A 24,326-nucleotide genomic window follows, 5' to 3' on the forward strand; every position below is an offset into this window, starting at 1 on the left:
CTTCTCCCGATCATATCCGGTTAAAACAAACGCGCGCATTTTCCAGCAATCTTTCGATAACCAGCGGATCAATCACTGCCTCGTCTTTACCATGCTCAAAGACACCCCCCAGGATCAGCCTGTCACGCCAGGGATATAATTTGACCCAGTAATCTGTTTCTCCCGGCAGCGAATGGTAAAGAGAGTAATCTATGCCAGGCTGCGGCTTGAAATATATCAAGTGTCCGCGCACGGGGCGAAAGCTAGTATCGTTAAAGAGTATTTTTGACCCCATGCTGGTGCAATTAAAGATAATTTTTTCATTCAACCCGCTTATGTCACGCACACTTTCAAATTTTCGCTGATGAAACAAGACGCCTCTTGATAGCAGTCTGGCATAGAGATCTTCTATAAATATTTTTCCATCTATCCCCAGCTCTCGCGTTTGTATGCCGGCTTTAATTAAACCGTTATTAAAATGCACTCTCACTCTTTTCTTTCTCATTTGCGTCTTTTTAAATTTCTCGGATTTCAGTTCGCTTGCACTCTCGGCTTCAAAATGATAATCCGTGATAAATTTCACACCCGATAATTCCGGACGCTCTGATTGCGCCATTGCCAGGAAACGCTGACTGGAAATCGCGAATAAATGATTTAACAACTCTGACTGGACAGCAGACATGTCTGCGCGCACTGTTGGCGCGCTAAAAATCCCGGCTGCGACGTTGGAAGTCAAATGCGGAGAAAATGCGTCTGCATAAATGTTGACACGACAGCCTTGAGCTAAAAGGTCATACGCAGTCGTGATGCCAATGATTCCCGCCCCCAGCACAGCGATGGCGTCAGGCCGGGATAACTCTGGGTGGTTGTTTTGTTCCTGACGGAGAATGCCCATCGCTTCCTGCGAACCGCCCCAGCATAATGACAAACCCGAACCGCCATAACCATAATTATGTATGATGAGCTTGTCACTCAGATATTCCGCTTGCAAACGCACGCCTGATGTGCGGAACGGCCGTATACCCACATTCAAACCCATGATTTGGGCAGAGGAAAAATCCGGCGCAACTAAAAACACATCTTCAACCGGTTCGTTGACTGGTGATTGCATATTTTGTCTGCTCCTGATTTTTCGTCTGTTATATTCTGCTCTATTCTGCGTGATTATGCCTGACAAATCGAGGCTATTTACCGAACCGTGCCTGTCAAATAAACATCCGCCCAGGATGGGCAAATATTGTACCTCAGAATTTCCATGGCAATTTCCATCCCCGGAATTTCAGTAAAAAAATATATGAAAATTATCCGCTATCAATTACCCGTCCTCAGTGTTGTGATACAGCTTACCAAGAAATGAATTTTAGGTATGACGACATACATGAATCAATCCTGATGTATTCCTGATTTGTCCAGGATTTCATGTTATGCAGTCAGAAATTGATGCGAGGGAATGATGCCGGCGATACAAGAATTTTGTGATATTTTTTGTCTGGACAGTCAGGGTTTATCCCGAAAGGAAAAATTAATATTGGAAGCAGACTTGTTCGTGCAAGTCTGCCGGGAGTTGATTGAAATCTTCAGACAGTATTTTCAGAATTATTTCATTTTAATGAATTTCAGTGTTGAAATGGAGAATGCCATGCTAGAGGAAAATTTCTTACAGCTGTTAATTAAAGACATCCTGATTTCAGGAGAATATACCGTTGCAGGAATCGCACATTATACAAATATACACGAAGATATTGTGCATGAAGTACTGATCGGACGAAACAATTGCCCATCGGCTGCATTTTTAAGGCGAACCATAGAATTGCATCAGTCGGTGAGGCGGGATATCTATCAGCAGATCCGTAAAAAAATCGCCGACAATTATCTGTCCGCCGCTTGAATCAAGAAAAGCACAGATTATCAATCCAGCCATGTCCGCTAGTAATAAAAATGAACGTCTTCTAAAACTGCTGTCAAATGAATATGATTACGGTGTCTCAATAGTGTATTTAAATTCATCATTTGCCAAGCCTGTCTCACGGAATTGACACGTTTCATGGAAAGAGCCTAGGATATTATTGAAAGACACAGCATTCATCGGGGTGCCGCATGCCTGATCTATATGTCAATCCCGTGACAGGCAATAACGAACCAGGACGTGGTAATTCCTCAGACGATCCCTTGCGCACTATTACTTTTTCCATCGCTGAAGCAGTCCGAAGGTTTGGTTCCGGCTTTTGCACACTCTTTCTAGCGGATGGCCTGTATAATCGGGCTTTGGGCGAAGAATTTCCCATACTCATTCCGCAAAATATTTCACTTTCCGGCGCCGGTCGCAGCGTCATTGATTATGAGCGCGACCTGACTGACAGGTTTGATATCTGTTTGCGCGGCGGAAGAGAACTTTCCAACCTGACGATTCAAGGCTACCCCAGAGCTTCCGGAGCATGTGCGACCAGCATAGCCATCAGCGTGACAGGTGATAATGCTTATTTGCATAATCTCATAATACAGCCGCATCCATCGGTATCACCGGATGAAAAAGTGTTTGATTATGCGATTTACACCAATGATCTCAACACACGAATAGAAAACACCGCTATCAGCGGATGCGGCATCGGCATCTATTGCAGTGGCGAGGCAGCCATCAGTCATTGCACCTTTAATGATAATGTCACTGCCATATCCATGAGTTTTGGCGGCTGTGTCGTATCAGACTGTGATTTTGAGTCGGGTAACATCTGCGGCGTGGGTGTATCCTGCCCTTCATTGAGCAAGGTATTAAACTCACGGTTCAACGGTTGTCAGTCAACGGGTATCGGGGTTGGATACGATGACTTGTCTGACTCCCCTCCCGCTGATAAACCATTGATCAGTCAGAATCGGTTTGACGTTCCTACCTACTACGGAATCATTTGCGGCTCGGAAGCCGTGATAGAAAACAATCAGTTCTCAGTATCGTCGCCCGCCGGCAGCGCGATCATCATGGGCAAAGTCGAGCGGCATACCCGTGTGAACACGGCACACCCTGAAATCAGAAATAATGTATTCATGCGAACAACCTCGCCGCCATGGCGTGTATTTCATCCTCTTGTCGCTATTTATGAAGCCTGCAATCCCTTATTTGAACAAAATGAATTTACTGTAGACGGCGCCTATCAGACTACTCTGCTCAGCATCAATCACGATGCAAATCCTGATCTGGGCGGCGGCGCATGGGGCAGCCTGGGACAAAATCATTTTCTGAGCGGATGGATAGAAGTACAGAATGACGCTGATTCCATTCCACGTGATATTTATGCGCAAAATAACTTTTGGCGCTACGTGCCGCCCCGTCATGGCCCCGACGTGTATACACCCGGTGATTATTTCATTAATCCGGACGACGCGGCAGTGCGGGTTCATACTGAAGGAGCTGAGCATATATATATAAATGAGCATACCTATAGTGGTACCTGTAGTCGCGCATCGATTGTTCGGAACACGGTATTCGACGTTTCCGGCTGAGGAAAATAATCTCCACGGCGCGATGCCTATCCTGTCTGCCGCCATTCGTTCTCCCACGTCAAAAAAATACATGCTCCCGACGATAGACCACGAGCACGGTACCCGCAGACCAGTGGAAGAAATCATGGACATGTTCCATCCCGAATCAAGACTGGCTTACACTTCTCGTTCAAACGTAAACCAAATATGGCGCAACAGCGGTATTCGTTTTTTATTAACCGGCATCGTGGATGAAATGATAGACAGCCTGTCAGCCGATCTGATTCCAGCAGAACAGCGCGGCACGCCTCAGTTGCAGCGAATGAATTATCCCAATGCGATCAATATTTATTTTTGCAGGGATCTGGAAGGCGCCAGAGGAAGGACCCGATATGATGTCCATCCCGACAGGCCCGCGCAAAAAGGGTTGGCCATTGTTTCAGACGGCTGGCATCTGGATGAAGAAAGGTTTACCAGGGAAGAATCCTGGATAAGCGACATGATCATCATCGCGCATGAACTAGGACACGCATTGACTCTTCCTCATATGCCGCAAGCAAAAAATCTCATGTATGGAAACGGTTCGACATTTGATGCCGTTGAATTGACGCCCGTCCAGGCATTGATTGCAAAACAGCACGGGAAGCGCTATGCCGCGCCCTGGTTCCGCCACATTGTGGACGAAGACAATTTTAGGGTCGCCGAAATTCCCTATGCAAGACATTATTTGGGTGAACGCATTCCTGAATTTTAGGATATTCTCATGAAAGAAAACGCACCTCAACAAGCGTTAAGACACAAAGTGCTTGAAATTCTGGATCATACAGAAATCAGCGCCACAGACGCCGCCGATATGTCTCTGCTGGGTGAAGAAGGCGGCCGCATACTAATGGAAATCGCAAACGGCACACTGCAAACCAGCCGTTATCAACGCGGCAACGCCGTCTACCTTCTTGGCCTGCTCAAAAACGATAGACACGAACATTGCCTGCTGAGTGTGCTGACCAAATCCGAAGAAGATCGCCTGAAAATACTTGCCATACGCGCCCTCGGTAAAACCGCCACCCGCAATGCCGCGCAAGCACTCGCCCACCTCATAAAAAGCGGCAAGTCAACGTTGCCGCAAGTGCAATCCGCCATCGCGACGCTGGGCGACATAGGCGGCGCCGAAGAGTTAAAACTGTTGGAAAACTATCACACCGGTCATATTGACCCTCTCATCCGCTGCAGCATCGAATCAGCCATGATATCGATACGGCAGCGCATTCGCGGCTAACATCCGGAAGTTTCATTATCTTGCTTATGCGCCCCAACCCATACCTACAACCTCCAGGCACAGACTGCACCACAACAGGGTTTATATTCTCAAGACATGCGATTTGTTATCCTGATTAAATAATCCTGTCTGTCCGGGACCCGCTTTCTTCTTTCTCTCATCAGGTGTATCAAATTCCCGCTTTTTCGGGTATATACTATTTGACTAAATACTAAATATAACAATAACCGAGCGACAGACACATGAACATGCCAGCCACGACCGTATTACTATGCAGCTTACTCTTGACATCCTCTCTTATCGCCGCACCCGCTCAATATACTGGATCCGACGCGCACAAACGCTACATTATCGTGCACAATGACATGCCTATGACTGTTTATCCAGTGATCGAATCGCCTGAAAACGGCAACTGCAGTCCCGGATCCACCTCGGTCAATCGAATCATTGTTCCATCAGGTGTACGCAACGGCCAGACAATCAAAATCTATATGCCCGATAAATGCTGGTATAACGCCGGGCGCGTCCTGATCTTCACACCGGAGATAGAGCCATTTGAAAGCCGCATTGGCGCCGATCAGCGCACCCAGAAAGGACTTGCTGCCGCCTGTTATGATATCAGCCAGGGACAGAACGATGAAAAACCGGCCGTCTGTTATACCGGAAAAGCCAAGGCCAGTTATCCGCTGGACAGCCCCGCCCAGTTAACAGAATATACCTTTGACGCTGATGATCCGGTCACCGGCAAAAAATCACCCGACCCTGATAAAGGACGCTTGATGACGGACATTGATATTTCCTATGTTGATGAAACTTTTTTGCCTGTCGCCATGGCTATTGATACGGGAGGGCTGGCGGGATACATGGGAACAGCGCTCTCTTATGACATATTTGACCAGCGTATTATGAATTTTCTTCAGCGCACAGGCTGGTCTTCCTTTGCTGCTTATACGCAAAACAATTGGCAAAATAACGCTTTCCACGATCTCATCCCTTTTTCCTATCACACCATGGGCGGTTATAACCTGCTTAACAGCGTCAACACCAAAGCCACCTCCAGTTTATACAAACCCGCCTCTGGTGAAGCCTACCTGATTGAAAAACTGAATGTGAATGAAAAATATCAACCATCCAATCCTTCCATGGCAGCTCTGGCTGCGCGCTGGAAACTATGGCTGCCGCCCAATAATCCCTGTGCTTCCGCCGTGGTTCCCGCCAGTCCCGCGCTTGACCAGAAAGCTTTTTGCGAGGATTTTCGGGCTACCGTGAAATGGGTCTGGGACACTTATCAAGAATTCAAATCCCGTGATCCCAATTATTGCAAATTTATTGGCGGCGACGCGAAGCCCTATGAAATTGATGAAACCGTGTGCCTGATGGAACATATTATTGGCTATACACAAGGCCCGGATGGCGGCCGCCTGCCCGAAAGCGTGCAGGCATTATTGAGAGGAGTGCCGTGGAATGACGAAACCAGCGGCAAACCGCTTTATCAATATAACAAGTGGTTATTGTTTTGGGCCGCTTACGACAGCGCATACAATCTCAACCCGTTTACACGCCTGATTCATGATACCAAAGACGGCATCAATGCAATCGCCTACTCATTTTCAATTGATGACAAATATGGAAATTTCAGAGATGAAGGCACCGGCTTGATCATCAATATCGGCGGCGACAGCTATTTGCCCAATAAAACTCCTTACGACCCTTACCAGCAATATTTCGTCACCTGGGCTGCCAATAACTGGGATCACGCAGTCATCTGCGGCAGGACTATCGAGATCAATAAACGCCAAGGTAATTCACGTGTTTCCATGTGGCAGAGCGGCAAAAAAGCGGATTATTGCGATGTAACACTTTATCGAACCGCCCAATCCGAGCCTCATCTGGATTTCAGGCTTTTTGAAGAACCGGAACGGATAGTGACGGATTCCTATACCGGAAAGCAGCATGCAGTACAGGGTTTGCAAATGGATACCCAGTATTGCAAGGACCACTCCAGTGCGGTGCTGGCCCCTTATTGCAGCCAGGCCAATCTCTCGCCTGTTTTCAAGGGTGATATCGCCTATGTCAGTCTTAAGGATGAAGACAAGCCAAAAACCACATTGAATGTCCCCGCCCTGGTGACAGGCGGACGCTTGAACCTGGCTCCAGGCTGGCTGTCTGCCACTGGCTGCGGCCTGCCAGCGGAAGCCGGCAACATCGACCCCAAAAACGGCTCATCCTTCCCATTCGCGCCGGGAACCGCGACTGCATGCACAGTCAGCTTGTCGGCATCAGCGGCACACGCATTACTGGATGCGGCGTTTAATCCGGATGGAGAAATTATTCCTGCCTCGCTGAAATGCACGAGAACAGACAAACAGCGCGCCTGTATAGGCATAATGGCAGATTCGAATAATGTCAACTTGCCGCCGCCTGACGCGATTTAATATCACGTCATCACTATTTTTGAAACCGGACCCTGCCGTCATGGGCAGGGCTTTTAGCCTCACACCATTGCGGTCTGCCCGCATCATACGGCACCGAATGAAACCACATACGATAAAATCCAGCAGAAACAACCCGAGCGGCATTTTCACTAATGATTGTATTTATCCTGACATGGTGATCAAATAAAAGTTTGATTCACTGTTTGCCTGTCTTACAAGGATGCGGCCATGCAAACCCATGATTTCCCCAATAAGTGGTGGGCCTTGATCGGATTGAGCCTGCTTTCATTCACCGCCTTTCTGGACTACACCATTGTCAGCACCGCCCTCCCATTCATACAGAAGGAACTGAATGCGACAGTCTTGCAGCTGCAGTGGGTCATGAATATCTTTGGCATGGTGTTATGCATGTTCATGATCGTCGCCGGGCAGGCAGGCGACTTGTTCGGGCGCGAGCGCATATTTATTTTCGGGTTTATCCTGTTTGGCATTGCCGCCATGGGTTCAGCGCTGGCCGGTTCAATTGAATGGCTCATATTTTTCAGGGCCATACAGGGATTCGCGGGCGCGATCATTTTTACCATAGGCGTATCCCTGCTCCCACAGGCTTTTCCTGCAAACGAACAAACTCGTGCCATTGGCATCTTCAGCGCGTTCAACGGCGCCGGACTTGCCATTGGGCCATTTCTGGGCGGCATATTAATAACATTATTTAATTGGCGCTGGATATTCTGGGTAAACATCCCCATCATCATTGCCGGCCTCTTGAGCTGCATCTTTGCTCTAAAGCCTGCGCCTCCCTCCACCGAAAAAATTAAAATCGACTGGATGGGACTGTTTTTGCTCATGATTGGTCTGGGCGCGCTGGTCTACGGCATTATCCACGGCGAACAGGCGGGCTGGGATGCGCCAGCCACCTGGATCACCATTTCAACTGGCGGCGCCGCGCTCCTGCTGCTTTATTTCATCGAACAGAAAGTGACTCACCCGTTGCTGGATTTCTCGCTCATCAGAAATTCTCACGCAATGCTGGCCATGCTGGTTTGCATTGCAGCCGGCTTCATCACTTCTGTATTCATGTTTTTCGATCCGTTATATCTTAAATTAATTCGCAAATTTGACGCATTAATTGTCGGCATTACCTTGCTGGCCATTCCGCTGACCCAAGTGGTCATCTCACTCTTTTTTGAAAGACTGGTAAAACACTTTGGCGTTTTTCACTTGATTTTGATCGCCTTGGCCGCTGCCATTATCACATCGGTCTGCCACGCCTTGTTCACCATTTCAGGTACAATCATATTTGTCTTATTCGCCTTCATTATTATGGGGTATACCTGGGGCGTGGCCAATGTGGGTTCGATCACAGCCATCATGCAAAGTGTCAAACCTGAAAAAATAGGAAATGCCATCGGCACTGTTTTCACGTTCTGGAATCTGAGCGGCTCTATCTTTCTGGCACTGGCAAGCGTGCTCTTCCACTGGCGTGAATCGACAATCATGCACTCCGTCCTGATGGAAAGAGAGATTGTCCTCTCACCAGACCAACACCAGCAAATTCATCTGCTGCTTTCGGAACCAGAGGAAGCAAAACAGCTGCTGGCCGCATCATTTGGCAAACAAGCATCCGTCATTTTTGACATCTTTCAAGACAGCTTCATGAGCGGGTTTCATTGGGCCGCCTGGTTTGGCGCCATCCTGATGCTGGCGGTTTTTTTGGCGGGATGGATATTGTCGCGCAGATAAAAATGGGCAAACAAGGCTTGCATGACATTTCCGGATGATTCTTGGCAGTACCCTTAAAACCGGAGCAAGATATATGTGCGGGATTATTGCTGTATGGAAAAAAGATGCGTCTGTTGACCAAAACAGGTTGAGAACAGCTGCCTTAACTTTGCGCCATCGCGGTCCAGATGAACAACATGTCTGGATAGCTTCAAACCAGCATGTCGGCCTGGGTCATACACGTCTTAGCATTGTCGACCTCGCTACCGGCTCACAACCTTTACATAGCGCCGACGGCGCATTGCACGCCGTGGTAGGCGGTGAATTTTATGATGATGTTGCGATACGCCAGTCGATGCTGGGAAAAGGCCATATTTTCAAAACGCATACCGATAGTGAAATTCTTTTACCGCTTTACCAGGAGTACGGCCTGGAATGCTTCTCCCACTTAAACGGTGAATTCGCCTTTGTGTTATGGGATGAAAAAAAGCAGAAATTATTTGCGGCACGCGATCGTTTTGGCATCAAGCCGCTTTATTACGCTCAATATCACGGTAGTCTTTATCTTGCCTCTGAAATTAAAGCACTGCTCGCGCTAGGCGTGCCTGCGCTATGGAACGAAGATATTTTCTGGCAAGAATTTTATAATGTGCCTTTTGCAGATCAATCGTGCTTCAAGAACATCTACCAAATTAAACCCGGGCATTACTTATTGGCGGACATTAATCAACAACATCTTGAAGAAAAACCTTACTGGAATCTGGTCTTTCCACCCGTTAACCGACAGCCCGCCGAGCTAGCAGAATCCGAATATTGTGAACAATTACAAGCTCACCTGCAACGTGCGGTCAAACGCCGCTTGCGAGCGGATGTGCCAATAGCTTGTTACCTTAGCGGCGGCATTGACTCCTCATCTGTCCTGGTCACAATGACTGAATTAGCCACTGCCCCTGTCCATGCCTTTAATGTGGCCTTTGAGGAAGCAAATGAGCTCAATGAGCATAAAACAGCCCTGGCGGCAGCCAATCGTGCAGGCGCACAATTTCATTCACTTGCAGTAACAATGGAAGATATCGCCCATCACTACGCTGATACAATCTGGCATACTGAAATCTATATAACGAATGGCAGTCCGGTTGCCAAATATCTCCTCAGCCAATTTGTGCATGACCATGGATTCAAGGTCGTATTGACCGGCGAAGGCCCGGATGAATTGTTAGCAGGGTATCCCTCGCTTTGGCTGGATTGTGTCAAATATTCTGACCACACGGATAATCGGTCCCTGGCGAATTATATCAAAGAATTACAAAATGTTGATTATCGTCCCGGAAAGAATTTTAAACCTGACCGTCAGATAATCAAAAAAAAACTGGGCTATTATCCGGACCTATTTCAACCGATTAATCGCGAAATTGAAACGCTATTAAACAAGGATTTTCTTAACAAATATAGCAAGCGTAATGCTTGCCTGAAATTACTCCAGTCTTTATCTCTGACCAGAAAAATTCACCCCGGCAATATGTCAATATACTTGCAGTGTAAAACGAGATTTCCCGTCTCGACACTAAATATTGTTGGCGATCGGACAGAAATGGCGCATTCCATTGAAGGCCGGCAGCCTTTTCTTGATACAGAAATAGTGGATTTTTTTGCACGATTACCTATTCATTATAAAGCGAGGGGACTAGTAGAAAAATATATTCTTCGCCACGCGATGAAAACCAAATTACCACGCACCGTTTATAAGAAAGAAAAACATCCTTTTCTTTCACCCACATTCTTTTTTACCAAGGGAAAAATGTCATCCCTTTATCATTTAATGCAGCAAGTATTTCATTCAGATTTGCCGCAGCAGATACCGTTTCTCGATTCGACGGCGATCGCCCAATTGATTGACCGCTTGCCCCGGCTTTCAAAAAATGAAATTCAACGACTTGAGCCTTATTTACATCTGATACTGAGCTCTTGCTTTTTAGCGGATCGATTTAATATCAAGTAAATTAATAAGCACACATCCCTTCTTGGCACTCTGTGACGCAGTTATACCAGGATTAAACTGAATATACCTCCTTGCTTTTTAGCCCCAAGCTTTATTTCGCCTCAACTCCAATTTTTTACCTATTTTTTTCTGTTTTGATCCGGCACGGCCAGATTGAGTTTTTTTAAGCATTTTCTTTTGCGCTCTCATAACTCTGCCCCTCCTTAACAATTTTCATTGCTGCTACTAATACATTATAGGCGAATTCCATGCATTATGCTGAAATCAAGCAACGCAGCCTGATAATATTATTACACTTTATAATCAATATCTTATTTTAAGATGATTGTTCAGGGAAATTTGTCATCTTGGTATAATATATAAATGCCCGCACACACTCTTAAAAAATACGGTTCTCACCTGTCCACACAAGAGCGTTTATTATTAGTGAAAGGACATCCTTGCTTCTCACGGCTTGAACAAGACGAACTAGAGAAGATAGTGTCCATGTTAAGTGAAAAATCATATTTTGCCGGCAGCTGCATCGTTGCCGAAGATGATCTGGTTGATAGTATTTACTTTATTGCGGACGGCGAAGCCGAAGTCAGGCACCAAAGCATACCCATCGCCACGCTACACAAGGGAGAAACCATAGGATTAAGCGAAACGGGCTTTTATTCAGCAACAGGCAAGCGCACCGCGACAGTTGTGGCGGTTACCAACATTATTGCGCTTCGACTAGATATTCATGCTTTCCATCAACTAACCGGTAAAAATACACACCTCGACTCACTTATGCATGAACAGCTTGGCACGTTGCAACGCATGAATCTGATTAAACACGCGGCACCATTCGCTAAATTCAGTATAGAAAATTTAAATTGGATAGCGGAACAGACTGTGGAAATTTCAGTCATGGCGGGTTATAAAATTTTTCAAAAAGATGACCCAGGAAATTATTGCTATTTAATTCAATCTGGTAAAATTGAAATTTTTATCCCAAATCCTGACGGTGAAGAAGTTAGATTAGCCATTCTTAAACCAAACATGATTTTTGGCGAAATGTCACTGCTACTAAATACACGCCGCAACGCATCCGCGCGCGCCTTGAGCGATTGCAAGTTATTGGCGATAAGCCGGGATACGCTAATACAGGCAACACAAAGAGCAACTCCGGTTGCTGCAGCGTTGATGGCGATGACGAAAGCGCGCTGCCGTCCGCTGCGTTATGCTAATATAGAAGTTTTCCCTTATGAGTCAGCAGATGACCAGTCTTCTGCCACACTGAAGAACACCGTTAATCACACTTATTTCAGGTTGTCAGCAGAAGGTCTGTTTCTATGGGCACGACTGGATGGAACGCGCACGATACGTGATCTGGCTATCGAGTATTATAATGAATACGGTGTGTTTGATCCCGCAATGATATCAGGCTTTATCATGGACTTAGATGAAGCCAAATTCATTGAACCTGCGCCTGCCATAATCCGGGAAAATAAAAATCTTCCAGTCTGGATATTATCGTTCATTGTATTGCGCCGCATAATGGAAGCAAATTTCACCTTTAATAACACAGATGCCTGGGTAACCAGGCAATATTACCTCTGGGCACATTTATTTTTCAAACCCCTGTCGCAGGTATTGCTTGCCGGACTGGCTTTGGGTGGATTGATAGTTTTTTTAGTTTTATTTCATCATCATCTTGCTTTGATGCAAGCTACCCCGCATTCCGGGTGGATTTTTCTCGCCGCCATATCGATCAGCATGGCGGCAGCGATCCTGCACGAGCTTGCACATGCATTTACTACGAAATTCTACAAACGTGAAATAAAAAACTTTGGCATTGGATGGTTTTGGTTAGGCCCGGTAGCATTTTGTGATACTTCAGATATGTGGTTGAATCCAAAAAATCAGCGTATACATGTTGATCTTGCCGGCATGTACTGCGATATTATTCTTGCTGGATTAGCTTCCTTGTGCGCGCTTGCAGCAACAAATTCGTATATAGAGATATTTCTCTGGCTGTTTGCCTTGTTTAACTATATCAGCGTTATGCGCAACCTGAACCCCATTATAGAACTGGACGGCTACTATACACTGATGGATTGGTCAGGCAGGGATAATTTGCGTTTGGACGCCGTGACATTCATAGCGGACAACTATGTATATCTGCTAAAAAATCCCCGGTTATTTCTATCAAAAATAGAAGCGATGTACTGGTGGGCTTGCATTGCCTACCTTATCATAGAAGTGATAATTTCATATTTTCTGGCCAAATATTTACTTTACGGCCTATTTGGCATAAGCAATCCCTATATCAATTTCATTCTATTAATTACCGTATTGATACTTTCAAGCTTAAGCCTGATAGCTGAAACTAGGAAAATCAGGCATTGAGCATTAGTGAACCGTGCAACCACTTACGGGCTCCGAATATATCAGAGAATATACCGAGACAATGATTATAAACTTCTATGCTTAATAGACGAGCCAGCAGCTTTAACTTTATGCTCAATCTCTTTAATATCAGATTTAATAGCAGATAAATCACCCTGAGTAAGACGCGTTTTGCTATCTTTTTTAAATTTTTCCAATATACCCTCTAGCTTGGCTTTATCTTTTCCATAATCTTTATAGTCATCACCAAATACGAAGTGTTTCTTTTCCACTGCGTTTAGCAGATGCAATATATGTTTATGTAATTCAGACACCTTTGAGATTTGCGGATAAAACATACCGGATGGATTGGCACTAATTTTAAGTGCATCTGTTGCCATTGAAGGCATAGGAATTATTTCGAAAGGCGTTTGAACCTGATGCGCGGATGTTTTAACCTGCTCTTTCTCGTCTCTATATTTACCAATTTCAGCAATAAATAAATCTATTGCCGCCCTAATCTCATTGGTTGCCTTACTGTTATGATATAATTTCCAAAGAGGGCCTTCCCCTTTTTTTAATTTATCGTACCAGTCATCATTCTGTGATTCATAAATTTGTTTGAAAAATTTGTTGATGTAAGCTGTGCGTTTGCTTGTTGGTTTAAGCGCATTTTGAAATTGCGTGGCATAAATTTTTAATTGTTTAAAAGAAGTCATATTGATTAATTCATTTTTAAATTCCAAGGTTGATAAAGTTGTGCTGCCGTTTCTATAATGCCAGGATGGTTCATTTTTAAATTTTTCAATTAGTTTCTTTATTCCCGATGCCTTTTTAACAGAAGGCCTATCCCAATGCATTTCTTTCCAATTATTTTTGGCACATTCATTAAACTTCTTTATATAATCATCTGTTTTTAGATTAACAGCACCTCCAATTATCAATTCATTTTTAATGGCATGATGCAGATTGACAGCTTCTTGCGCCTTTTGCAATTTAGCCACACCTTTTATTTGCATGAGATTTTTCCAATCACTTACCTTATCTTCATGTAAAGCAACTTGCGATCGTTTATGTTTGAGATGGGTTACAGCTTGGCTCAGCGGAGGATTTGCAGGATCATCTGATTTAACGGTTAATTCTTTTTCATCGCCAAAAATGGCAAGATAGGCAGCAACAATCATGGCGCTACGCGCACGGCCTGCCTTACAGTGAATATAGACCGTACCGCCTTCTTCAATTATTTTTCTCATTTTATATACTGCCGCAAGAATCGCTTGCGGACTGATTTCTGCGCCAAAATCCGTCATAGGAACTTGATGATGTTTGAATTGAATGTCAGGATATTTTTCTTGAATTTCCCTTAGTTCCAATTCTTTTGGCTGCAGCATGCCAGGCATGCCTTGTTCAAATTCATCAGTGATGCTAAAAATATGAATGGATTTGGCTTGTTCAGGATTCTTTCTTGCTTCTTTAACAATATCATCAAGCTGGGTTGATTTAGGTATAACGCCTAGAATGATTCCTTTAGCAACAACATCCATCGGATTTCTGGATTTTACTTTTTCGTCTTTAATATCTTGCAGAATTTCCCCGGTTTCAATTTCATCGCTTTTTTCAATTTTTGATTTTTTTTTCTTATTTTTCACCTCGTTATATCTATTACTGACTTTAAATTTTAATACCTTGAGTGATCCAGGAGTCACAAAATTGAAATGTCGCTTTAATGAATCTTCATCTAATAACACTTCGGTTGATGATTTCATTACTATACATTCCTTAATATGTATTTATCGTATTAATTATAATGCATGTTCATGATTATGTTTGTCTGCGCAGACAAACATAATTATAGGTATATACTATGGACTTTTTGAATAAAGGGACAAATCTCTTCACAGTAATTGACCCATTTTGAGGTTGCCGCCAAATAAAGTGACAGCTTTCAAGAATTGTAAACATTCCAATTGCATATGCGTTCAGATAGAATATACTTTGCCTTCTTGGGTATTGATAATAATATATAATTAAAACTAAATTTCTGAAGAGCGACCTATATGCCTAGATTTAAAAGAAAATCGGATTCGATAGATGCTCCCCCTGCTAAAAAGCAAAAATTAACGACAGGCAACCAATCTGAAATCTCTGCCATATCCACATCAATGACAACTGATGCCACCACACCAATACCCGCCATGGCTACCGCTCCGGCAAATCCTGCTGAAACGATAATTTCCACACAGCAAAATACCATCCCGGAACGAGCTGGTTATTATGGACGGCGGTTAGTAAACCTTAGGGGTGAATTTGTTGATGCACCAGGCGCAGACATTATAACTTACGATTACTGGCGGGATAGTAGACTGGTAAATGGAGACGCAGACCAATTAGAGTTTTTATTATTAAACACAAAATCCAATGAATTAATTAAATTTAGACCGCAAAGCAAGGAAATGTCTGACTTACGAGAATTTCTAAAAAATAAACCTGACATTAGACCGCTCATGAAATCAGACTTGAATATGCTTAAAGAATCGTTATTAAAAGATGTACAAGCCATCGCATTCCATACCTTTAGATACAGGCTAACAAAAAGCAGTAAAAAAAGTGATGCCATTCCCGCATCAACAAATAATGAACCCGCTGGTTCTATTTATAATCCAAAACCAGTCCTTCCTTCAATTTCAACTCTATTTGGCTTTAATATGTTTAGTCCAGGCCATTCCACAACACAATCGGCGAATCCTGTAATATTAAATCAGGTAAATGCAAATACTCTTCCACCTATCACTCAAAATGCAAATGCATTATTCCCATTAATACGAAAACAAGTCACGCAAGTGCCCCAAGGAAACCCCTCCCAGCAACCTAAACTTTTGCAGTTGCAGCCACAACCTCCTAACGGTCCTAAAATTTAGGCGGCGTCAATCATACTGATTATGTAACTGTTTGAATTAAAATAACATATAAAATGTGGTTTTTCAGGATACCCCCAATAATACCCCCGCTTAAATAGTGTTATTCAATATTTGCTCAATTATGAGAGCTATACTTGTACTGTAGGGTACCGACTGTTCCAAGGCTTGAGCTGATGCTTAATGCAGCAGGAGCTAGGCTCCGAGCCGGTGGGCTTTTCCCCGCCCAACAACAGGAGGGTTAATGTATGCAAATACATCCTACCTTGCAAGTTGTCTATATGCGTGAAGGGCTAATATTAGTACCGATGTACGTGATAGCAACAATAGCACGATAGTGCGATGCGACAGTGTGTGCCCTACGAAAATCGCTGGAGAATAAAAATGACGCCATCACATTACACAAGACGAAAACTAATATCGATTTTGAAAGATAGTGACTATAGCCTGTACCATTGGTCACCCTTGAGCGCTGCAAGAAATATTATACGAGATGGATATATCTATTCAAAGGCGACACTATTTGGTTTGCATTACCCCAATGTGTCAAAGCTAAACCATATTAAACCAAGTAATGCGCTATCCGAAGCTCAGCATGGGTTTACAGATTATATCTTTTTGGGTAACACTAATTGGATAGCAGAAGGGGCAACGTGTTATTACGGTGATATTTGTTTTGTCATTAGGCCTATGAAAGTGTTGCCATTTAGAGAGTTTTTTGTATTTCCTTTCAATACGGGGAGAAATTTTTCAAATACTGATGATACTCAACAAGTTTCTGATTTAAGTATTCTTGTTCAGGCGCTTGAATGCCAGCATCCTTGTTATGAAATATTGGTTAGAAGAAGATTGAAAATAAACAGCAGACACATCAAAGAGATTTTATGTAAACCTGAAGCAGTATCTAGTATTCAAGCTGATCTTGCAGATAAGTCAATAATTGATATTCCCGTTCGCTTATTCGATAACCCAAAATTAACGGGGGATGATATGTCAAACGATTTTTCAGAAATTGAGATTGTCGATCCACTTGATGGTGAAAAGAAATATCATACGTATAAGCGTGGCGATTTTATTCAAAAAGCTGATATGCTTTATGTTGGAACTAAATTTTCTAACTGTATGCTAGAAGTAAAAATTGTTAATAATAAAAACTTAATTGATCCGTTTACAAATGAGCAGATTGGAAGAATAAAATCAGAAGCAACTATATTTATGAAATAAATTTAGACTGTATTGTAACGCAATATCATGAATATAATTTACGCATCACGAATCAATTTGAAAATTGCATTCAAAATTAGATTTTGGATATTGATATCCAATTCCTAATTCTATGGCGTGATAAATATCACGATTCATATTCAAGCATGGCTCTATCACGATAGCATAATGTGAATTAGAGCAGATAGCATTATAAATCCTGATGTCTTTATCCAAGCATAAGTTATGCACGTGTTTACGCTTGTCATCGTCCATTTGAGCGCCCATGATAATGCCTGTAACCTTCAAAAATGGTGCAAACCATTCCAGTGGCAACAATCCACCATCCTCGCTATTGCCGTTTACAATTAATCGAAATTCATCCTCATGCTCCCATTCAATTGATTTAACACAGACTGAATTTTTAACAAAATACTCGAGTTGCTCGTATTCGTTAGTTAGCTTGGCGGAGTGATCATAAGAAATTGATGGTATTTCTTTACTGTATCGAACCTTTGCGAATACAAACGCTTGCGGGTAATCACGTAGTTTGGAGGATAGAATTTGTGAGCCTTGATGAATATTTTTAATAAATCCATCCAGTTCCTTGGGTTCAATTATAGTTGTTTTACGTAGATGATTAAAATCTAGCTCGAATTCAACACAGTAGCCTTTGTGATTATCAGCGTAATATGCCCACATAGGAATATTATTATTTTTTCTTGTTAAAGATAGAGCGCCATGCCTGTCAAAATGTGAAATTTGTACGTGATTATTTGAATGGTAATCGCGGAGTTCATTTGAATTTAAAAAACTTTTAAAATCTTCTTCTGTTAATTCAGGCATAACATTTAAACGATATTCTTTCAAAAGGCGATTAAAAATATCAGGATTATCTAACACAAATTGGAGAGAATATCGTACTAGAGAGCACCTTCCCTCAAAGGGATCGTTAAATTTCCCCAGTGGGGTCAGCCAGACCTTTTGATCTAAATAATTTTGAAGATAAGTAAAATGTTTATCGTCTGATAGAGATTGGTATTTATAGAATTTCAAAATGTTACTCATCTTACCAGCCTCTTTGCTTTTTCCGTTCTTCATCTTGTATTTTACTCGTAGCTTGATCAAGCTGCCAACGCTGATGCTTTAAGAAATCAGTGAATTTTTCTGCCTCATCAATTGTCATTTCACCTTTAGCGACTGCCTCAGTGATATTGTTGGCAATTTGCAGCATATTGTCACCGGAATCGATTCCTCCCTCTGGCAAGTCAAAATGAATACCGTTCTCTTGCTTACTACGAGGAATAATGCGCTCTACGCAAAGACGAAGTGCAGTAAGATCACCTGCTAATGCGCGTTCAATTAATTTCTCAATAATGGCATTTGCGTGTTGATCCAGCATATTGCGTGGAGTTGTCATGCTCCTTCTCCTTGAATGATAAGTTAAATAGCTTGTATCTAGTATAAATCAAACATATTTATTCCGAATCGTAATGTCGCTTCTCTCAGCGAGATATTAACGGCCTCATTATGTATGAAGCACAATCGTCTAAAAGTTTTCCAGTGCATGCCCTTAGGTTTTAAGCCTTCACCATTTAAAATGCCAGGCTCCCATCCCATGCGATCACGTATCTTGTCAGCTTTTCTTGTAGCACGGTCATCAATGTTTTCTCGCTGGCTTGGATATACCAATCGATAACAATGGCGGCAAGCAAAAATAGCGCCACCGTATAAAATAGCCACGCGACGACAGCAATTCTTTGCAGGACAAATAAACCACGGACGTTTACCTCCTAGTCTGCAAGGTGTCCATTCAATATCAACTGGGTAATTCATATCTTTCCAATCATCTGAATGCTTAACTTTATAGCTTAATATGATGCATTTTTCAGCGGTCAATACTCGAATTGATCCTGTGATTTCTTCATTCCGAAACCATTTTGTATTAAAAGAAGTACCAGGGGTGAGTAAGCCTTCGCGGCACCACTTTCTGACATCAATACGGTGATAATTGTTAATGGTTGATTTGGCGCTGTAATACCAATGACGCCCACTACCTAGTCCACCCATTTTCGCCTCCTTTTTTTACCGAAATCATTTGGAAAATTGCATCTAATTTTAACTTTCGTCTCTAATAAAAATCTCAATTAACAATTGTTAAAATGAAGTCATTAATGTCTTGAAGTCTTGAATATGATGACATCAAGACTTGCAAGACATTAATTTAGAAAGTTACTCCTTATGTTGTATTTCCCAATAAACATTACTACCTATCTTACCTAAGCTGCGGCATTCGATTCCCATATAGCGCAACGCTGGAGCTATGCGACGTAATGTGTCTGCGAACCCCTTTGCTGAGCGAGGCCAGCTATCAGTGTTAGTAGGCTTTTTCCTTTCTATTTGTGAGAAAAGTTCTTTAACTGGCAGTTTTGTTGTACGTCGATTATTGTCATCAAACCATTCAATTAATGCGGAAGCGACCGGGCTCGCATCTATGGTTCGTGCAATGGTTTCTTGGCGGCTTGAATTAAACTGAGCTAAAAAATCACTACCAGTCTTCCCCATGGTTTCTGCGACCGCCATTCCAAGTTTTGCAAATTCAGCTAATCGTGGTCGATCGGCCGCTGGAAGCACAATACTTTTCAAGCGTGATAGCGAATCGGAAAAAATGGTTAATAACGCACCCAGTAGATTTGCATGGTTTGGTTCATATTGATTCCACAGATCGGTTATTTCAGTTCTGTTTGTAATCAGCGGTGTTTCAATAGAGATTGTCCTATCGATGAGGTCTTGTGCCGTCACAGCAGCACTTATTCCGTTTAACACGACAGGACGCTTTACTAAGATTACGCATTCATCAGCATCACTATATAGCTTTCTTTTCGCGAAGCCACCACCAGTCGCCAAGACACAGAGCGCATCTTGAACCTGTGGTGAGAGGTGGCTTATGTTTTCATAGCTCACGATCCAATTAACACCAGCACTAACAAAAATGTCTTCTATCGTCTTAGGTGCTGCACGTAGGTCGCAACTATTAGGATCAATCAATCGTCGTAACATTTTTTGTGTTGTGCTTTTCGCACTTCCTTGTTCACCTATAAGTTCCAGCACAGGGAATGGTGTTTCAGGGCGCAAGCAATCAATTAACCAAGTTATGATTAGTAATCTGTCGTTTTCTGGTATATTCACTAATTCCCATAATAATTTGATATCACCATTTTTCATTGGTTCTGGTAGTGGGTGTAGTGTTTCAGGTCTTAGAAAGCAAATAGGCGGCTTATCTATAATTTCCCACCCATTTGATGTGATGCAAACAGCACGGCTTTGACCTGCCTCACCTAGATCGAGATAGTATTTGTTATCATGATGCGCTGCTCGGATGTATACCTCGCAACACTCACCACGATATCTTGCTAACCCACTTAAAGTATTCAAGGCTTCACGTATTGACTGCTCTCTAGGCGAGTTTCCTGAAAATTCATAAAAGTTTGCAATCAACCAGTCTTTAAACTGCCTGCCGTCAAGTCGTCTAGTTTCACCTGTGGCGATGTCTTGAGCGTATACAGCAGCGTTCTTGTCGTGAAATAGTTTTACCCGTGTTCTAGTAAAATCAACAAGAGCCGTTGTTTGGGATTTATCACCTGACGTTTCTTCAATGTCATCATCATGATTTTCTATGGAAATCATTGGAAGCTTGTAAATATCGTCAAGTGTTGTAGCAGGGTTTGATGCATGCCAATCAACAACATCTCCTTTTTCTGGCAAGTGCAAAGATTCAATATTAATCACTTTTATGTCACAATTTAATGGAAGTAATTTTTTAATTAATGAATCTTTAAACGATTTACCTGAGGCATCATTGTCAGGCCAGATGATAATGGAACGCCCAGCTAATGGCTGCAAATCTGCTTTATCGACAGAGTTTGCGCCGCCTGTAGTAGTTGATAGTGCGCCGAGTCTCCCCAGACGATCAACGCACCATTCTCCTTCAGGTATAATTACTGGGCTTTTTTCTTGTGATAATAATTTATCTAAATTGTATAGTGGCTTTCCATTAGGACAGTTTGGTTCTTCAAGCATATAGCCTCTCTCTGTGTCATATCGCATAGGTCGTATCCATTTTTCACCAGTAGCTGGATTTTTTAATCGGATTCGCCAGTACAAGATGTTGCCCTGGCTATCCCGATACTCGTGAAGAGCTTCTGGTTGAAACCCCTTTTTTATAGCTTGTTGACTAAGACGGCGTGCCGCCTCCTTTGCCGATTCAGTTATTCTTTCCATGATTATTCCTCCAATGCGCCGAGTGCGCGTGCCGCACTCATGAAATTTAATTTGTGAAGCTGCATGTGAAATGCCAACACATCACCGCCATGAGCACCGCAAGCCATGCAGCGAAATCCGCCAGAATCTAGCCTTAATCTAAGGCTAGGATTCTTATCTTCATGAAATGGACAGATAGCTGATTTCCACTCGCCACCCCCAGTGAGTTTTAATCCTTGGTTGCGGTAATACTCGCCTGGCCGTGGTAAGAGATTGCGGTTGAATGTTGATTTGTATTTTTTGCAATTAGAATTGAATTTCATGCCCGCTCTCCCTATATGGCCAATTGTCTGGATGCTTCGAGTTTTTCGACTAGCGCACGTATTTCTTCGTTTGATTTGCCAGCAATGCGTGCCGCATTGAGTGCGGCTACTTCATTAGCAGGCCAACCGACAGAACGAGCGCCAAGCTTGACGGGCTTTGTCCATAGTCGTTGGTCAATGCGTAGGTAAATTGTGCTTCGGGAATAACCGGAATCGGCTTTTACTGCTGGAAGTCGTAAGATTGGTGTAACCATGTTAATGCCTCCTAAGGCGTTATTGAACACAGTTACCAATTGAGAACTACGAAGGGCACTTCCGTGCAATCTTCACACCAAAATATAGTTTAATGTGTTGAAAATTATAGAGAATTGTAAAATAGCCATGAAGACGTTAAATTCAGGATTTATTATTTTTTTCTAATAATTGATGAATTCGTCTAGGAGTTATACCTTCTTCCTTTGCAACGATTTGTATAGGATTTTTGTGGCCTTGATTTGCTAGAGCATTTACACGTTTTTGAATTCGTTTTCGTCTCTGTGTTATAGATTCAACGAATCCTGCTGATGTAGCAGGCTTATTAACTGCCCGCATAATTTTCGTTTTATCGATTTTGAATGACCCATTGGCGAACGAAATCAACTCAATAAGCGAGAATTGCTTTCCAGTTGATTGAATAAGGAGCTTGATGTCGTCGGTTAATGTTAGATAGCTTGAATGTTGCGATCCCCGCATTATGCCAATTTCCCAACCAGTAGGGTTTAATGAATTAATCGGTACAGGTAGATCAAGCAATTTAGCAATTAGTTTAGCGAGCAGATATCCTGATGCTTGCCACTGGTCAATTTGATCTAGTGATATTGGAACGCGATTAATGCCACTTTCTTTATCGCAAACAATAAATGCTGTTGTTATGTTTGATTGATTGGTAAGAGTATTCACCGGCATCATGCATGATCGTTCGCATCCAGGGCAAATTGCACTTTTTGCTGAAGATGCTTTTTCTAATATGCGATGGGATTTTATAGCCATTACTAGATCAGATGGCCATTGGTTTATTTCTAGCGTGTTAATAAAAGCCGCCGCGCCTTTACTTGCAGCTATACGTTCAAACAGATCAATTAACACCATATCGGTTGTCATACTACTTCAACCGTTTCAAACACTTCGCCTTGGTTTGCTGCGTCCTTTGGTTCAATCCCAGAAGCTTCTAGCATTGCGCGTAGCTTTATACCAACATTGTCATATTTTAGTGAGCATGAGTTAGGGTAAGTTAAGCTAAAGGATATATTTTTGAGTGGTTTTTCTTTATCGATGAGAACAGATGCGGTGAATTCAACCCGGCTGACATAGTAACGTTGCAGCGGAAAAGCTTTATTGGCTTGTTCAAGAATGTTATGTATTGCATGTTGATCCTCAAATGGATCAACTTCGTAAGTTAAGCGTTCTCCTTTTTTAATCCGAGAGGACAGTCTGATTTTTTTTATAACGACATTACTGATTCCGCTATCAATAGGATATACAAAGCCGAAGTTTCTATTACTCAGCGGATTTAAGTCATAAACGCGGTTGTCTTTCAAATCAGGAGGCAATTTGTCCATTTTAAGAATGGCTATTGCAAACATTTCCTGCAGTTGTTCGCTTGCTTTATTTGAGCCGCGAAAATTCAAATCCAAAGTTCCATGTTTTTGTGAATAGATAAAAACAATTTCAAATGCTGGATTATGCGGCCTGCGACCAAATTCGCCATCAACCCATTCGATGCTGTGTTGTGAGTAATCTTCGGGGTATGCAAAGAAATAATCTAGTTCGCCACGACGATAAATTTCGACGATACAATTCTTACCACGACCTTCTGTTTGATGAAAGTATTTCCGTATCATATTTGCCAGTTGCTCTATACATTCTCTGTTAAAAGCAGCTGGTTTGTTACCCATATTCTTACGTTTACGCCAATAATAGCTTAATGTATCAGCGTGGTAGAACCGTGTAGCACCTTTCCAGCATTCTGGATAATCAAGAAATGCTGTAATCGCACGGTCGTAATGGTTGGGAAGGTCAGACAGAGTCGCAATAAAGAATTCTAATTTTTCAGGTTCGGTTTCCATCTGCCATTTGGCTTCATCGACGATCGCAATAAATCCTTTCTCGCACCCGAGCTCAAAAATTTCTTGTAAGATTGCGTCCATTTCATTTCGTTGCTTTTCTGGAAGATCAAGCCATGCCTGTAACAGCTCATCGGGCTTGGATTCCTTCATGCTTTTAAAATCTAGTTCGTTAAATAAAGAGTGTGTATGAAAAAAGCGTTCCAGCAAGTTATTAGATGTTTGTCGAAAAAATTCCCGTACTGAGTAGTGTCGAGCCATACGATCCTTCTTATGGGTAAGA

20 protein-coding genes are annotated in these 24,326 nt (G+C 42.7%); 10 read left to right on the forward strand and 10 right to left on the reverse strand.

Features of this window, described 5'->3' with window-relative positions:
- Positions 1–10: 10 nt before the first annotated feature.
- Positions 11–1,090, reverse strand: coding sequence for an FAD-dependent oxidoreductase (locus tag AQULUS_RS08405; protein ID WP_148339650.1), 1,080 nt, complete (start codon positions 1,088–1,090; stop codon positions 11–13).
- Positions 1,091–1,429: 339 nt separating this feature from the next.
- Here AQULUS_RS08405 and AQULUS_RS08410 point away from each other — a divergent pair, with 339 nt between their 5' ends.
- The 8 genes from AQULUS_RS08410 to AQULUS_RS08445 all read left to right on the forward strand — a co-directional run bounded on the left by AQULUS_RS08410 (position 1,430) and on the right by AQULUS_RS08445 (position 13,261).
- Positions 1,430–1,867, forward strand: a complete 438-nt coding sequence (locus tag AQULUS_RS08410; RefSeq protein ID WP_148339652.1) for a hypothetical protein — start codon at positions 1,430–1,432, stop codon at positions 1,865–1,867.
- A gap of 209 nt (positions 1,868–2,076) precedes the next feature.
- Entirely contained in the window at positions 2,077–3,474 is a 1,398-nt protein-coding gene (locus AQULUS_RS08415; RefSeq protein WP_148339654.1) for a DUF1565 domain-containing protein, read from the forward strand.
- Positions 3,401–4,207 (forward strand): hypothetical protein, encoded by an 807-nt coding sequence (locus AQULUS_RS08420; RefSeq protein WP_148339656.1) that lies wholly within the window; start codon positions 3,401–3,403, stop codon positions 4,205–4,207. Before AQULUS_RS08415 ends, AQULUS_RS08420 begins: the two co-directional genes overlap by 74 nt.
- Positions 4,208–4,216: 9 nt before the next feature.
- Positions 4,217–4,729: a HEAT repeat domain-containing protein gene (locus tag AQULUS_RS08425; RefSeq protein WP_148339658.1), complete on the forward strand. Its 513-nt coding sequence runs from the start codon at positions 4,217–4,219 to the stop codon at positions 4,727–4,729.
- A 242-nt stretch (positions 4,730–4,971) separates the two neighbouring features.
- Entirely contained in the window at positions 4,972–7,164 is a 2,193-nt protein-coding gene (locus AQULUS_RS08430) for a hypothetical protein (RefSeq protein WP_148339660.1), read from the forward strand.
- Between the two features lie 228 nt (positions 7,165–7,392).
- Complete coding sequence (locus tag AQULUS_RS08435; RefSeq protein WP_148339662.1) at positions 7,393–8,907, forward strand: MFS transporter; 1,515 nt, start codon at positions 7,393–7,395, stop codon at positions 8,905–8,907.
- Positions 8,908–8,980: 73 nt separating this feature from the next.
- The gene (gene asnB, locus AQULUS_RS08440; RefSeq protein ID WP_172622790.1) at positions 8,981–10,885 is read left to right on the forward strand and encodes an asparagine synthase (glutamine-hydrolyzing); all 1,905 of its coding nucleotides are present in this window, start codon (positions 8,981–8,983) and stop codon (positions 10,883–10,885) included.
- 486 nt (positions 10,886–11,371) lie between these two features.
- Positions 11,372–13,261: a cyclic nucleotide-binding domain-containing protein gene (locus AQULUS_RS08445; protein WP_172622791.1), complete on the forward strand. Its 1,890-nt coding sequence runs from the start codon at positions 11,372–11,374 to the stop codon at positions 13,259–13,261.
- Positions 13,262–13,326: 65 nt separating this feature from the next.
- Here AQULUS_RS08445 and AQULUS_RS08450 read toward each other — a convergent pair whose 3' ends face one another.
- Positions 13,327–15,006: a dual specificity protein phosphatase family protein gene (locus AQULUS_RS08450; protein WP_148339669.1), complete on the reverse strand. Its 1,680-nt coding sequence runs from the start codon at positions 15,004–15,006 to the stop codon at positions 13,327–13,329.
- Positions 15,007–15,297: 291 nt separating this feature from the next.
- On the opposite strand from AQULUS_RS08450, the gene AQULUS_RS08455 reads away from it, so the two are divergent.
- Both AQULUS_RS08455 and AQULUS_RS08460 read left to right on the forward strand, forming a co-directional pair.
- Entirely contained in the window at positions 15,298–16,158 is an 861-nt protein-coding gene (locus AQULUS_RS08455; protein ID WP_148339670.1) for a hypothetical protein, read from the forward strand.
- 381 nt (positions 16,159–16,539) lie between these two features.
- On the forward strand, positions 16,540–17,379 hold the full coding sequence (locus tag AQULUS_RS08460; RefSeq protein ID WP_148339672.1) for a hypothetical protein: 840 nt from the start codon (positions 16,540–16,542) through the stop codon (positions 17,377–17,379).
- A 45-nt stretch (positions 17,380–17,424) separates the two neighbouring features.
- On the opposite strand, the gene AQULUS_RS08465 is transcribed toward AQULUS_RS08460, so the two are convergent.
- From AQULUS_RS08465 to AQULUS_RS08500, 8 genes are all read right to left on the reverse strand, one after another.
- Positions 17,425–18,459: a DUF2971 domain-containing protein gene (locus tag AQULUS_RS08465; protein ID WP_148339674.1), complete on the reverse strand. Its 1,035-nt coding sequence runs from the start codon at positions 18,457–18,459 to the stop codon at positions 17,425–17,427.
- Complete coding sequence (locus AQULUS_RS08470; protein ID WP_148339676.1) at positions 18,428–18,778, reverse strand: hypothetical protein; 351 nt, start codon at positions 18,776–18,778, stop codon at positions 18,428–18,430. The genes AQULUS_RS08465 and AQULUS_RS08470 overlap by 32 nt, the downstream gene beginning before the upstream one ends.
- A 38-nt stretch (positions 18,779–18,816) precedes the next feature.
- Positions 18,817–19,428, reverse strand: coding sequence for a hypothetical protein (locus AQULUS_RS08475; protein ID WP_148339678.1), 612 nt, complete (start codon positions 19,426–19,428; stop codon positions 18,817–18,819).
- A gap of 162 nt (positions 19,429–19,590) precedes the next feature.
- Entirely contained in the window at positions 19,591–21,639 is a 2,049-nt protein-coding gene (locus tag AQULUS_RS08480; RefSeq protein WP_148339680.1) for a hypothetical protein, read from the reverse strand.
- Between the two features lie 2 nt (positions 21,640–21,641).
- Complete coding sequence (locus AQULUS_RS08485) at positions 21,642–21,941, reverse strand: CHC2 zinc finger domain-containing protein (RefSeq protein ID WP_148339682.1); 300 nt, start codon at positions 21,939–21,941, stop codon at positions 21,642–21,644.
- 11 nt (positions 21,942–21,952) lie between these two features.
- Entirely contained in the window at positions 21,953–22,195 is a 243-nt protein-coding gene (locus AQULUS_RS08490; protein WP_148339684.1) for a helix-turn-helix transcriptional regulator, read from the reverse strand.
- 142 nt (positions 22,196–22,337) lie between these two features.
- Complete coding sequence (locus tag AQULUS_RS08495) at positions 22,338–23,081, reverse strand: hypothetical protein (RefSeq protein WP_148339686.1); 744 nt, start codon at positions 23,079–23,081, stop codon at positions 22,338–22,340.
- Positions 23,078–24,304 (reverse strand): hypothetical protein, encoded by a 1,227-nt coding sequence (locus tag AQULUS_RS08500; RefSeq protein ID WP_148339688.1) that lies wholly within the window; start codon positions 24,302–24,304, stop codon positions 23,078–23,080. Before AQULUS_RS08500 ends, AQULUS_RS08495 begins: the two co-directional genes overlap by 4 nt.
- Between the last annotated feature and the right edge of the window lie 22 nt (positions 24,305–24,326).

Origin of the sequence: Aquicella siphonis (assembly GCF_902459485.1) — a bacterium.
GTDB classification, from domain to species: domain Bacteria; phylum Pseudomonadota; class Gammaproteobacteria; order DSM-16500; family DSM-16500; genus Aquicella; species Aquicella siphonis.

Coding starts and splice junctions, on each gene's coding strand:
- AQULUS_RS08420 (WP_148339656.1), top strand. CDS start 3,401: ATGAGCATACCTATAGTGGTACCTGTAGTCGCGCATCGATTGTTCGGA.
- AQULUS_RS08445 (WP_172622791.1), top strand. CDS start 11,372: ATGTTAAGTGAAAAATCATATTTTGCCGGCAGCTGCATCGTTGCCGAA.
- AQULUS_RS08470 (WP_148339676.1), bottom strand. CDS start 18,778: ATGACAACTCCACGCAATATGCTGGATCAACACGCAAATGCCATTATT.
- AQULUS_RS08475 (WP_148339678.1), bottom strand. CDS start 19,428: ATGGGTGGACTAGGTAGTGGGCGTCATTGGTATTACAGCGCCAAATCA.
- AQULUS_RS08455 (WP_148339670.1), top strand. CDS start 15,298: ATGCCTAGATTTAAAAGAAAATCGGATTCGATAGATGCTCCCCCTGCT.
- AQULUS_RS08465 (WP_148339674.1), bottom strand. CDS start 18,459: ATGAAGAACGGAAAAAGCAAAGAGGCTGGTAAGATGAGTAACATTTTG.
- AQULUS_RS08485 (WP_148339682.1), bottom strand. CDS start 21,941: ATGAAATTCAATTCTAATTGCAAAAAATACAAATCAACATTCAACCGC.
- asnB (WP_172622790.1), top strand. CDS start 8,981: ATGTGCGGGATTATTGCTGTATGGAAAAAAGATGCGTCTGTTGACCAA.
- AQULUS_RS08430 (WP_148339660.1), top strand. CDS start 4,972: ATGAACATGCCAGCCACGACCGTATTACTATGCAGCTTACTCTTGACA.
- AQULUS_RS08410 (WP_148339652.1), top strand. CDS start 1,430: ATGATGCCGGCGATACAAGAATTTTGTGATATTTTTTGTCTGGACAGT.
- AQULUS_RS08460 (WP_148339672.1), top strand. CDS start 16,540: ATGACGCCATCACATTACACAAGACGAAAACTAATATCGATTTTGAAA.
- AQULUS_RS08405 (WP_148339650.1), bottom strand. CDS start 1,090: ATGCAATCACCAGTCAACGAACCGGTTGAAGATGTGTTTTTAGTTGCG.
- AQULUS_RS08425 (WP_148339658.1), top strand. CDS start 4,217: ATGAAAGAAAACGCACCTCAACAAGCGTTAAGACACAAAGTGCTTGAA.
- AQULUS_RS08495 (WP_148339686.1), bottom strand. CDS start 23,081: ATGACAACCGATATGGTGTTAATTGATCTGTTTGAACGTATAGCTGCA.
- AQULUS_RS08450 (WP_148339669.1), bottom strand. CDS start 15,006: ATGAAATCATCAACCGAAGTGTTATTAGATGAAGATTCATTAAAGCGA.
- AQULUS_RS08500 (WP_148339688.1), bottom strand. CDS start 24,304: ATGGCTCGACACTACTCAGTACGGGAATTTTTTCGACAAACATCTAAT.
- AQULUS_RS08435 (WP_148339662.1), top strand. CDS start 7,393: ATGCAAACCCATGATTTCCCCAATAAGTGGTGGGCCTTGATCGGATTG.
- AQULUS_RS08415 (WP_148339654.1), top strand. CDS start 2,077: ATGCCTGATCTATATGTCAATCCCGTGACAGGCAATAACGAACCAGGA.
- AQULUS_RS08480 (WP_148339680.1), bottom strand. CDS start 21,639: ATGGAAAGAATAACTGAATCGGCAAAGGAGGCGGCACGCCGTCTTAGT.
- AQULUS_RS08490 (WP_148339684.1), bottom strand. CDS start 22,195: ATGGTTACACCAATCTTACGACTTCCAGCAGTAAAAGCCGATTCCGGT.